This window comes from Roseateles sp. P2_H4 (genome assembly GCF_056403315.1).
The window spans coordinates 22,176-33,275 of record NZ_JBFUFR010000057.1 but is presented as its reverse complement, the minus strand read 5'-3'; the positions used below and the strand labels follow the sequence as shown (position 1 = coordinate 33,275).

At 67.3% G+C, this 11,100-nt stretch carries 13 protein-coding genes; 7 read left to right on the top strand and 6 right to left on the bottom strand.

Annotation, left to right across the window (positions count from 1 at the left end):
* Both AC1DW3_RS28200 and AC1DW3_RS28195 read left to right on the top strand, forming a co-directional pair.
* Positions 1-597, top strand: a 597-nt coding sequence (locus tag AC1DW3_RS28200; protein ID WP_477937169.1) for a histidine phosphatase family protein, incomplete at its 5' end; no start/stop codon positions are given.
* Between the two features lie 153 nt (positions 598-750).
* Positions 751-1,701: a porin gene (locus tag AC1DW3_RS28195; protein WP_477937167.1), complete on the top strand. Its 951-nt coding sequence runs from the start codon at positions 751-753 to the stop codon at positions 1,699-1,701.
* A gap of 71 nt (positions 1,702-1,772) precedes the next feature.
* Here the strand turns inward: AC1DW3_RS28195 and ruvB are convergent, their stop codons facing one another.
* From ruvB to AC1DW3_RS28175, 4 genes are all read right to left on the bottom strand, one after another.
* Entirely contained in the window at positions 1,773-2,831 is a 1,059-nt protein-coding gene (gene ruvB / locus AC1DW3_RS28190; protein ID WP_477937165.1) for a Holliday junction branch migration DNA helicase RuvB, read from the bottom strand.
* Entirely contained in the window at positions 2,828-3,397 is a 570-nt protein-coding gene (gene ruvA, locus AC1DW3_RS28185; protein WP_477937163.1) for a Holliday junction branch migration protein RuvA, read from the bottom strand. Before ruvA ends, ruvB begins: the two co-directional genes overlap by 4 nt.
* 77 nt (positions 3,398-3,474) lie before the next feature.
* Positions 3,475-4,128, bottom strand: a complete 654-nt coding sequence (locus tag AC1DW3_RS28180) for a response regulator (RefSeq protein ID WP_477937161.1) — start codon at positions 4,126-4,128, stop codon at positions 3,475-3,477.
* 28 nt (positions 4,129-4,156) lie between these two features.
* Positions 4,157-5,569, bottom strand: a complete 1,413-nt coding sequence (locus AC1DW3_RS28175) for a sensor histidine kinase (RefSeq protein ID WP_477937159.1) — start codon at positions 5,567-5,569, stop codon at positions 4,157-4,159.
* A 110-nt stretch (positions 5,570-5,679) separates the two neighbouring features.
* On the opposite strand from AC1DW3_RS28175, the gene AC1DW3_RS28170 reads away from it, so the two are divergent.
* The 4 genes from AC1DW3_RS28170 (at position 5,680) to AC1DW3_RS28155 (ending at position 8,160) form a co-directional block, all read left to right on the top strand.
* A complete protein-coding gene (locus AC1DW3_RS28170; RefSeq protein ID WP_477937157.1) occupies positions 5,680-6,648 on the top strand; it encodes a PhoH family protein in 969 nt (322 codons plus the stop codon).
* Positions 6,645-6,839 carry a hypothetical protein gene (locus AC1DW3_RS28165; protein ID WP_477937155.1) on the top strand — a complete coding sequence of 65 codons (195 nt, stop codon included), beginning with the start codon at positions 6,645-6,647 and terminating at the stop codon, positions 6,837-6,839. Before AC1DW3_RS28170 ends, AC1DW3_RS28165 begins: the two co-directional genes overlap by 4 nt.
* 1 nt (position 6,840) lies before the next feature.
* Positions 6,841-7,284, top strand: a complete 444-nt coding sequence (gene ybeY / locus AC1DW3_RS28160; protein WP_477937153.1) for an rRNA maturation RNase YbeY — start codon at positions 6,841-6,843, stop codon at positions 7,282-7,284.
* A gap of 93 nt (positions 7,285-7,377) precedes the next feature.
* Positions 7,378-8,160, top strand: coding sequence for a PEP-CTERM sorting domain-containing protein (locus tag AC1DW3_RS28155; RefSeq protein ID WP_477937151.1), 783 nt, complete (start codon positions 7,378-7,380; stop codon positions 8,158-8,160).
* Positions 8,161-8,169: 9 nt separating this feature from the next.
* Here AC1DW3_RS28155 and AC1DW3_RS28150 read toward each other — a convergent pair whose 3' ends face one another.
* Together AC1DW3_RS28150 and hemB are read right to left on the bottom strand one after the other, a co-directional pair.
* Positions 8,170-9,276 carry a magnesium transporter CorA family protein gene (locus tag AC1DW3_RS28150; RefSeq protein WP_477937149.1) on the bottom strand — a complete coding sequence of 369 codons (1,107 nt, stop codon included), beginning with the start codon at positions 9,274-9,276 and terminating at the stop codon, positions 8,170-8,172.
* 4 nt (positions 9,277-9,280) lie between these two features.
* The gene (gene hemB, locus AC1DW3_RS28145) at positions 9,281-10,297 is read right to left on the bottom strand and encodes a porphobilinogen synthase (RefSeq protein ID WP_477937147.1); all 1,017 of its coding nucleotides are present in this window, start codon (positions 10,295-10,297) and stop codon (positions 9,281-9,283) included.
* Positions 10,298-10,669: 372 nt separating this feature from the next.
* On the opposite strand from hemB, the gene AC1DW3_RS28140 reads away from it, so the two are divergent.
* Complete coding sequence (locus AC1DW3_RS28140) at positions 10,670-11,098, top strand: CopD family protein (protein WP_477937145.1); 429 nt, start codon at positions 10,670-10,672, stop codon at positions 11,096-11,098.
* Positions 11,099-11,100 lie beyond the last annotated feature (2 nt).

The following is an 11,100-nucleotide window of genomic DNA, read 5'->3' as shown; positions in this document are numbered from 1 at the left end:
GCCTGGAACCGTGCCGCGCGCATCCAGGGGCATACCGACATCCCCCTGAGCCCGCTGGGCCTGGCCCAGGCCCAGCGCGTGGCCGAAGCCCTGGCCGACGAGCCGTTGGCGGCCATCTATTCCAGTGACCTCAGCCGCGCCCGCCAGACCGCCGAGGCCGTGGCCGCTACCCAGGGCCTGGCGATCAGCTTCGACGCCGCCCTGCGCGAACGCGCCTTCGGCCGCTTCGAGGGCCTGAGCTGGGAAGAGATTGATCGGGGTTATCCCGAGGATGCCGCCCGTTGGCGCAGGCGCGAACCCGATTTCGCGGTGGGCGGCGGCGAGAGCCTGACTGTATTCAGTGCGCGCTGTCTCGCGGCCGCCCGGCGCGCCGCCGTCGCCCATCCCGGGCAGAGCATTGCGCTGGTTGCCCACGGCGGCGTGCTGGACTGCCTCTACCGCGCCGCCACCCAGGTGGCGCTGGACGCGCCGCGCAGCTGGCAACTGGGCAATGCCACCATCAACCGGCTGCTGGCGACGCCGGAGGGCTTCACGCTGGTCGGCTGGAACGACGACCGCCACCTGGCCGGGCTGAGCGCCGACGACATCGCCGCCTGAGGACAGTTGCGGCGCTTTTCAAGCTCCCTAGGCCCACTGTTGCATCCACGCGTCGCCGGCATCGGGCGTAGCAAAAGCCGCTCCTATACTGGCCGCCACTGTCCTTCTAGGCAGGGCTCCAGGCCCCGCCCAACCTTTCTGCAAAGGCAAACGATGAAGAAGATTGCACTCGTCGCCGCTCTGGCCGCTACCGCCGCCGCTCCGGCTTTCGCTCAAAGCGTCACCCTGTGGGGTCGCCTGAATACCACGGTCGAAAGCCAGAAGTTCGGCTCGCAAGACCGCAAGATCGTTGTGCAAAACAACTCTTCGCGCCTTGGTTTCAAGGGCAGCGAAGACCTCGGTGGTGGCCTGAAGGCTTCCTTCTCGCTGGAACACGGCGTGAACAGCGACACCGGCGTCGCCACCGGCGGCACGACCTTCTGGAACCGCGCTTCGTGGGTCCAGCTGGAAGGCAGCTTCGGCGGCATCCGCCTCGGCAAGTGGTTCCCGGGCTCGTATTTCGCGACCGCCGACTACGTCAGCAACCACAACCACGACACGGGCACCTCGTCCGACGCGCTGTACGCGACCCAGTTCTACACGAACAACAAGGTCTCCTACTTCACGCCGAGCGTTGCCGGCTTCTCCGCCGAACTGTCGGTGGCCGCTGGTGAGAACACCACGACCCGCGCTGAAGACATCGCCGTCAACTACGACATGGGCCCCTTCCACGCCGGCCTCGGCTACGAGAAGAAGGGTGACTTCACCCAGCTCGCCGTCCGCGGTCTGTACGAGTTTGGCCCCGTGATCATCGGCGGCTATGTCCAGCGTGCCGAGAACACCTTCGGTGCCGCAGGCAAGAAGGACTGGAACACGTGGCGCCTGTCCGGCATGTACGTGATGGGTCAGTCCGAGTTCCACCTGAACTTCGGCAAGGCCGACAAGATCATTGCCGACGACGGCGCCAAGCAGCTGACGGTTGGCTACAACTACAACCTGAGCAAGCGCACCAAGGTCTACGGCTTCTGGACCAAGGTCGACAACCAGACCAAGGGCAACTACTTCACCGGCGTCGCTGGTCAGGACTTCAGCTCGCTGGCCGCTGGCGTCCGCCACAACTTCTGATCCTTCGGGACCGGAACGAAGAAAGCGCCCTTCGGGGCGCTTTTTTTATGGGCGCCTTGCGGCGGCGCCTTTCATTCACCGAACAGATCGGTTGCGGCCTTGCCGCCGGGTGGCGCCAGGCCCAGGTGGCGGTAGGCGGCCAAGGTCGCGATCCGGCCGCGGGGCGTGCGTTGCACGAAACCCTGCTGGATCAGATAGGGCTCGATGACGTCCTCGATGGTGCCGGCTTCCTCGCCGATGGCGGCCGCCACGTTCTCCAGGCCGACGGGCCCACCGTCGAAGCGATGCACGATGGCCTCCAGCAGCTTGCGGTCCATCAGGTCAAAGCCCTGCGGGTCGACATCGAGCATGGCGAGCGCCTTGTCGGCGATGCCGGCGACGATGCGTCCATCGGCTTTCACCTCGGCGTAGTCGCGCACGCGGCGCAGCAGGCGGTTGGCGATGCGCGGCGTGCCGCGCGATCGGCGCGCGATCTCCAGCGCGCCGTCGGCGTCGATGGGTGCACCCAGCAGGCCGGCCGAGCGCGTCACGATGCGTTGCAGTTCCGCCGGCGTGTAGAACTCGAGCCGCGCGACGATGCCGAAGCGATCGCGCAGCGGATTGGTCAGCATGCCGGCCCGCGTCGTCGCGCCGACCAGCGTGAAGGGCTGCAGGTCCAGCTTGATGGAGCGCGCCGCCGGGCCTTCGCCGATCATGATGTCGATCTGGTAGTCCTCCAGCGCCGGATAGAGGATTTCCTCGACGACGGGGCTGAGCCGGTGGATCTCGTCGATGAAGAGGACGTCGTTCTTCTCGAGGTTGGTCAGGATGGCGGCCAGGTCCTTGGGCTTCTCGAGGACCGGGCCCGAGGTCTGGCGCAGGTTGACGCCCAGCTCGGCCGCGATGATGTGGGACAGCGTCGTCTTGCCCAGGCCCGGCGGGCCGAACAGCAGCACGTGGTCCAGCGCCTCGCGGCGCTTGCGGGCCGCGCCGATGAAGATCTCCAGCTGCTCGCGCGCCTTAACCTGGCCGACGTAGTCGTCGAGATGCTTGGGCCGCAGGGCGCGCTCCATCGCCTCCTCGCGGCTGGACTCGGGCGCGGCGCTGACGATGCGGGGCGCGGGCGCGAAGTCGTCCGTTTGAATGCTCATGAGAGTTTCTTCAGCGCGAGCTTGATGCCGTCGCTGACGCCGACGTCAGGCGGCAGCACCTTCAGCGACGCAGCCGCATCCTTTTCGCTGTAGCCCAGCGCGACCAGGGCCTGCAGGATGTCGGCCTGCGCGTCGTTCGTGACGGCGGCGGGCAGCGCGAGGTCGGCGCCGAGCTTGCCCTTCAGCTCCAGCAGCAACCGCTCGGCCGTCTTCTTGCCAATGCCCGGCACCTTGGTGAGGCGCCCGGCGTCCTGGCGCGAGACCGCTCCCGCGAGTTCGGCCACCGACAAGCCCGACAGCAGCCCCAGCGCCATCTTGGGCCCGACACCGCTGATCTTGATGAGCTGGCGGAAGGTGGCGCGCTCCTCGTGCGTGAGGAAGCCGAACAGCTGGTGCGCGTCCTCGCGCACGGTCAGGTGAGTCAGCAGCACGGCTCGCTCGCCCAGGCTGCCGAGGTTGAAGAAGGTGCTCATCGGCACATCCACCTCGTAGCCGACACCCGCCACGTCGATGACGACCTGCGGGGGCGATTTCTCGGCGATGACGCCGCTGAGTCTTCCAATCATGGCCCGATTATCCGGGCCGACGCTGAGTCAGTTGAGGACGGAGCTGCGCGCTGTGCACGCAGGTCCATCCCAAGCCATTAGTTTCGACCGAACAACCCGAGGCGCTGCGCTTCCAATGCCGCCTCGGCACGCGAGCTCACATTGAGCTTGCGATAGATCTGCTTCACGTAGTCGGCGATGGTGTGGCGGGAGAGGCCGAGCTGCACGCCAATCTCCGGCAGCGTGTAGCCCTTGGCCACGCGCAGCAGCACTTCGGTTTCGCGGTCGGTCAGCGACACCTCGTGCAGCAGGGCCTGCGAACTCGGCTTGGCCTGGGCGGCGAAGTAGGCGATGACCTTGCGAGCAATGGATGGCGACAGCGGCGGCTCGCCCTGGCTCATGCGTTGCAACTGCTCGACCAGCAGCTCGCGCGACTGCTCCTTCAGCAGATAGCCGAAGGCGCCGGCCTGCAGGGCCGGGAAGAGATGCTCGTCGTCGTCGTGGATGGTCACGATGACGGACTGCACCTCGGGTTGCTTTTCACGCAGCGCGGCGATGACCTCGACGCCGGAGCCGTCGGGCAGGCCGAGGTCGAGCAGGGCGAGCGTGAAGCGCTGGCCGCTGACCAGGGCCAGGGCGTCCTGGACGCGGGAGCACTCGGTGATCTGGGCGTTGGCGAACACCTGCTTGACCAGGGCCTTGAGCCAGGCGCGGATCTCCGGGATGTCTTCGAGCAGCAGGATGTGGTTCATGGCGTAGCCTCGGAAATCTAGAGCGAAATCACAGCGGAATGGTCAGACGGATCACAGTACCCCAGCCAGGGCCGGATTCAACCAGGCATTGGCCATGCATCTGCTTGGCGCGTGACTTCATGCTCGCCATGCCGTGGCCTCTGTCCAATCTTCCGTCCAGTTCGGACGGAATGCCCTGGCCGTTGTCCTGGATGGTCAGGATGAAGTCGCCCTCCTGCACGGCGCTGGAGATGGTGGCGTGGGTGGCGCCGCTGTGCTTGATGATGTTGGACACCGACTCGCGCAGGATACGCGTCGTCTGCACATAGGAGCGGGCCTGGAAGGTGTGCTCGATCTCCTCGGCCGGCGATTTCCATTCGGCCAGGATGTTGGCCTGACCCAGGCGCATCACCACCTCGGCGCGCCAGTCGCCCAAGGCGTCGATCAGATGCACGGGCTTGCCCGTCAGGCCGCGCACCGACAGCCGCATCTCCTCCAGTGCCTCGCGCGCCAGCGTGGAGATGCGGTCGGACTCGCTGGTGTGCACGATGGTCAGCAGCTTGGCGCCCAGGTCGTCATGCAGGTCGGCGGCGATGCGCTTGCGCTCGCGCTCCGTGACCTGCTCGAGCTTCTGTTCGGCGAGCTGGGCGTGGCTGCGTTCGACTTCGGCGATGCGCTCGGACATGCGCTGCTCGATCGCCGCGATGCGCCTCTCGGCGTCCATGCGGGCGTGGGCGACGCTGTTCACGAGTTGCAGACCCAGGCCCAGCATCATCACCGGCAGCATCAGGTTCAACCAGGGTGCGGCGGTCGACCACAGCGAGTCGCTCGTGACGAGCAGCAGCCTTTCGGCGAGCAGGGCCGCCATGGTGGGCAGCAGCAGGGCTGCCATCAGCACGAACTCGCGCGACTGGGCCTCGTCAGCACCCGCCTTCAGGCGCTCACGCCTCAGCCACAGCGCCCAGCCCATGGCGGCCACCAGTTCCAGGCTCAGCACGGCCTGCCAGATCGAGCCGAGCAGGCCGACCGGGCCGCCCGTCAGCAGCAGGCTGGCCGGCACGACGAGGCACTGGATCAGCAGCGCATGGTCGATCCAGCTGCGCTTCCAGTTCATCTGCCGCAACAGGTATTGCACGCCGCACAGCACGAGCAGGGTCAACAACAGGGGCCTCAGGCCGACCGCGCTGGGCGCTGCCGCCGCGCGCAGCACGACCCAGCTCAGCATCATGCCGATGAGGAAGCTCGCCGGCCGCTCGCGGTGATGCAGGCTGGAGACGAGGCCGACGACGGTCGCCATCAGGGCCAGCATGGCGGCGATCCAGCCGCGCAACGTCGTGGTCCATTCCGCCCCGGCGACTGCCTGGGCCTGGGCAACGGCCGGGCAGAGCAGGGTGGCGCAAAGCAGCAGGAAAAGGGGCAGGCGCCGAGCCCTGGAGGCCCTCGGCGCGATCGGTGACGTCATGGGGCGGCATTGTGCGTGAGCGCCTGCTGCCCGCAGGCCGGGAATGCACCAGCGGCCTGTCTGTTTGCATGCAGCCGGCGACAATCCGCGTTCACTCTTTTCAGCCCACCGTGATCCTGCGCTTCACCCTCGAACCCATAGACAACACGCGGCTGGCCCGTGTCTGCGGCAGCCTGGACGTGCATCTGCGCGAGATCGAGGCCGCCCTGGGCGTGAAGCTGGGCCGGCGCGACGCCGAGTTCCGCGTCGAGGGCCCCAAGGCCGCGGTCGAGCGTGTCAGGTCGCTGCTGGAGGCGCTTTACGAGCGCGCCCGCCGGCCGCTGCCGGCCGAAACGCTGCAACTCGCCCTCGTCGAGGCCAAGGCGCCGGCCGCCGCGGCCGCCGACAAGCCGGTTGGCGACGACGCCCTGGTGCTGCGCACCCGCCGCACCGACCTGTCGGCCCGCACGCCGCGCCAGCACCAGTATCTGCAGCAGATCCTGTCGCACGACATCACCTTCGGCCTGGGGCCGGCCGGCACGGGCAAGACCTTCCTGGCGGTGGCCTGCGCCGTGGACGCGCTGGAGCGTTCGACGGTGCAGCGCATCATCCTGACCCGCCCGGCCGTCGAGGCCGGCGAGCGCCTGGGCTTCCTGCCCGGCGACCTGACGCAGAAGGTCGACCCCTATCTGCGCCCGCTCTACGACGCGCTGTACGACCTGCTCGGTTTCGACCGCGTGACCAAGGCCTTCGAGAAGGGCCTGCTGGAAGTGGCGCCGCTGGCCTTCATGCGCGGTCGCACCTTGAACCACGCTTTCGTCATCCTCGACGAGGCGCAGAACACCACGCCCGAGCAGATGAAGATGTTCCTGACCCGCATCGGCTTCGGCAGCCGCTGCGTCGTCACCGGTGACACCAGCCAGATCGACCTGCCGCGCGGCGTGCAGTCCGGCCTCATCGATGCCGAGCATGTGCTGGCCAAGGTCAAGGGCATCGCCATGACGCGCTTCACCAGCGCCGACGTCGTGCGCCACCCCCTGGTGGCCCGCATCGTCGAGGCCTATGAGGCCAGGGCCAAACGGGAGGCGCGTGAAGCATGAAGCCCCTCGTCCAGCCGCACACCGCTGAACGCGGTGCGTCTGACCGGTCCCCCGGGGGGACGGCGATGCTCGCGGCATCGAGCCGCGAGCACATCGCCAGCGCGGGCCGGCTCGGGAGCGGCCCAGCGCTCGGCCCGCAAGACGTTGGTTTCATCCATCGCATCAGCCGCGAATGCGGAATGGAAAACTGAGATGCCCAAGCCGGAACTGAGCCTGTCGCTGCAATTTGCCGACCCCCGTCACCGCGCGCTGCTGCCGCGCCACAAGGTGATGCGCTTCATCCGCGCGGCGCTGGAGCTGCCGGGCGAGATCGCCGTGCGCATCGTCGACGCCGAGGAGGGCCGCACGCTGAACCGCGACTTCCGCGGCAAGGACTACGCCACCAATGTGCTGACCTTCGACTATGCCCACGAGCCCGTCGTGGGCGCCGACCTCGTCATCTGCGCCGAGGTCGTGGAGAGTGAGGCGGCCGAGATGGGCATTGCGCTGCTCGACCACTACGCCCACATGCTGGTGCACGGCACCCTGCACGCCCAGGGCTATGACCACGAAGCCGACGACGAGGCCGAGGCCATGGAGGCCAGGGAGACGGAAATCCTGGCGGCGCTGGGCTTCGGGGATCCCTATAAACGTTAGTGCCCTCGCGTCCTAGGGGGCTGGCGCGGTGGACAGTCCCGGCATCCGACGAGTATGTTCGGGACTCTGTCGCGATCCGCTCGGGAGACCCTCATGCTCAAGATGATCCGCCTCGCTGCCGCCGCAGCCAGCCTCTTTGCCGCGAGTGCCAGCCAAGCCGTCGTCATCTCCGGGGTGGACATCCCGCTGGGCCAGATCTTCGCGGTCACCCAGACCTACCAGAACGTGCCGCTGGGCGTGGGCGACACCTTGAGCGGCTACGGCAAGATCGACTCCATCAACTCGGCAGCCGTCGCCGGCCTGTGCACCGATTGCGAGCTCACCTACGTCTTCGGGGGCTACACGGTCGCGTCGATCAGCTCCAGCGAAGTGCGCTTCAGCGGCGGCTGGCTCAAGGTCTATGCGGGCTTCGGGGCCGACAACGACTTCACGACCCTGAATGCCGGCGGTTCGGCGGGCGACCTGGCCGAAGCGTCCAACGGCACCCTGTTCCTGTCCCTCAAGGGCCATGCTGTCGACGCCGCGGGCAATACCTTCGTCGCCACGGGCGTGGGCATTGGCACCACCACCCCGACAGGCTTCAGCACCGGCCTGCTGGATGTGGACACGGCCGCTGGCGGTGCGGCCAATGCCAACTTCAACTCCAACGGCGTGGCTGCCCTCTTCGGCGGCGGTCCGGCTGATGCCCAGCTCGGCTCGTCCTTTTCCGCCTTCGCGCCTCTGTACCCGGCCGAATGTGCGGGCGGCGCCGCCTGCCTGCGCGGCAGCTCGAACGTCTTCGGGACCGTGACGGCCGTGCCCGAGCCCGAAACGGCGGCCCTGCTGCTCGGCGGTCTGGGCGTCATCCTGACGCTGGCGCGCCGCCGCCTGCGCTGAGCTCCGCCCCTAGCGGCTGCTGCTCAGATAGCGCTTGCGGCGGAAGATGAACCACAGGCCGAGCGCCAGCGCCAGGATCAGCAGCGAGGCCTCCCAGAAGCCGTTGGGGTTCTTGATCAGCGGCATCCACTCGAAGTTCATGCCGAAGATGCCGGTGATCAGGTTCAGCGGCAGGAAGATGGCCGTCAGCACCGTCAGCGTGCGCATGATGCCGTTGGTGCGGTGACCCAGCGCGCTGAAGTGCATCTGCACGGCGGACTCGGCGGAAGACTCCAGCCGGCGCACATGCGTCAGCACCCGCTCCACATGCTCCAGCACGTCGCGTGAACGCACCCGCAACAGCTCGCGCTCGCGCGTGACCTGCGGGTCGCCGTCGACCGGCCATTCATCCAGCGCGTCGATCCACTCCTGGATGGCGGCGCGCTGGTCCTCGCAGGTGTCTTCCAGGCGGTGCAGGGCGTCACGGCTTTCCAGCAGCAGCGGCCAGTCGTCGAACTCGCTGCTCTGGTCCAGCAGCACGCGCTGCAGCGTTCCCAGCTGGCGCGTCAGCAGGCGGCGCAATTCCAGATAGCTGTCCACCATGTGGTTGACCATGCGCAGCATCAGGTCGGCCGGGCTGGCGGGCAAGCGGGCGCTGCCGCGGGCCGGCGCCTTGTCGCGGCCCTCGATCAGCCGGTCCAGCTTCTGGGCGAAGAATTCGCGCACCTGGCAATCGGTCGGGTGCACGGTGACGAGCACACGGTCGAAGACGGCAAAGCCGACCGGGCTGGTGTCGATGGCGCGCAGCGCCCGCTGGGCCGAGGCCAGGGTGCCGTGCTCGTCGTCGACGAAGAGGTCCTGGCTGCCCGGCGCCGCAGCAAGGCGGCGGAACACCAGCATGTCGTACCAGGACGTGTAGTCGAAGTGCGAGGGCAGCTGGTTGTTGATCAGGTCGGACACATGCAGGTCGACGATATTGCCGCAGCCCCAGCGCACCAGCGCCTGCTGCGCCGCGGCTTCGCCCACTTCAAACTCWCGGCGGCCATAGCCCAGCCACAGAAAGCCGCGCTCCGGCAGCGTCTCGGGCAGCGCCGGGAGCTCGCGGAAGCTGTCGGTCTCGATATGGAAGACCCGCACTGGCTCAAGCCCCCTTCAGCAGTCGCGCGGCGTCCAGCGCGAAATAGCTCAGCACCCCATCGGCGCCGGCGCGCTTGAAGGCCAGCAGCGACTCCATCATGACGGCGTCATGGTCCAGCCAGCCATTGGCGGCGGCGGCCTTGACCATGGCGTACTCGCCGCTGACCTGGTAGGCGAAGGTCGGCACGCGGAACTCGTCCTTCACGCGGCGCACGATGTCCAGGTAAGGCATGCCGGGCTTGACCATGACCATGTCGGCGCCCTCGGCCAGGTCCAGGGCCACTTCGCGCAGGGCTTCATCGCTGTTGCCGGGGTCCATCTGGTAAGTCTTCTTGTCTGCCTTGCCGAGGTTGGCAGCCGAGCCCACCGCGTCGCGGAAGGGGCCGTAGAAGCTGCTCGCGTATTTGGCGCTGTAAGCCATGATGCGCGTGTGAATATGGCCGCGCGATTCGAGCGCGGCTCGGATCGCGCCGATCCGGCCGTCCATCATGTCGCTGGGCGCGACGATGTCGACGCCGGCGTCGGCCTGCACGACGGCCTGCTTCGCCAGGATCTCGACCGTCGTGTCATTGAGGATGTAGCCACTCTCGTCGATGACGCCGTCCTGGCCGTGGCTGGTGAAGGGGTCCAGGGCCACGTCGGTCAGCACGCCGAGCTGCGGGAAGTGTTTTTTGAGCGCCCGCACCGCGCGCGGCACCAGCCCATCGGGGTTCAGCGCCTCGGCACCGTCGGGTGTCTTCAGCGCGGTATCGATGACGGGGAAGAGGGCGATGACCGGGATGCCCAGTTCGACGCATTGCCCGGCCGTGCGCAACAAATGATCGAGGCTCTGTCGCGACACGCCCGGCATGGACTTGACGGCGTCCAGGCGGTCTTCGCCCTCGTGGATGAAGACGGGCAGGATGAGGTCGTTCGCGCTTAACGAATGTTCACGCACCAGGGCGCGCGTGAAGGCGTCGCGACGCAGGCGGCGCGGGCGCGCCGCGGGGAAGGCGGGAGGGGAAAAAACGGAGCGGGCCAAGTCGAATCCTCAGGCTGCGGGGGGTGCGGCCCGGCGCGTGATGGTTGACACATCCAGACGTCATTTATTGCTGACGTCACCGCTCAAGCGCGCTAAACTGGTCCGCGAATGATAGCCGCAAGGTGGTCGTTCCCTGCTTTTCCTCCCTGAGCAGGAGCCTTAGCGTGATGACAGCGATAAGGCTTTCTCGGCCCCGGTCTTGAACCGGGGCTTTTTTTTAGCTTTGCCCAGGCGCCATGCGCCCTCACGACACCATCGCTACGCGATGTCGCCGTGGTGTCGTTGCACGACACGGGCACGCTACAACGACCTCTCGGTCGTTGACGTCTGCACGTCAAGTTGGCAACGGAGCTGGCTGCCCATAATGCGGCCATGCTCTGGGTCAAAGCCTTTCACATCGTCTTCGTCGCCGCCTGGTTTGCCGGCCTGTTCTATCTGCCGCGCATCTTCGTCAACCTGGCCATGGTGCCGGCCGACAGCCATGCCGAGCGGGAACGCCTGCTGCTGATGGCGCACAAGCTGCACCGCTTCAGCAGCATCCTGATGGGCGTGGCCCTGCTGCTCGGCATCTGGGTGCTGGTGGGCTGGGGCGCCAGCCGCTTCGCCGGCAGCTACTGGCTGCACGCCAAGATGCTGCTGGTGGTCGGCGTCATCGGCTATCACCACATGAACCGACGCCTGCTGCGCAGCTTCGAGGACATGTCCAACAAGCGCAGCCATCGTTGGTTCCGCGTCTACAACGAGACCGCCGTGGTCCTCTTCGCCGTCATCGTCGTGCTGGTGACGGTCAAGCCGTTCTGAAC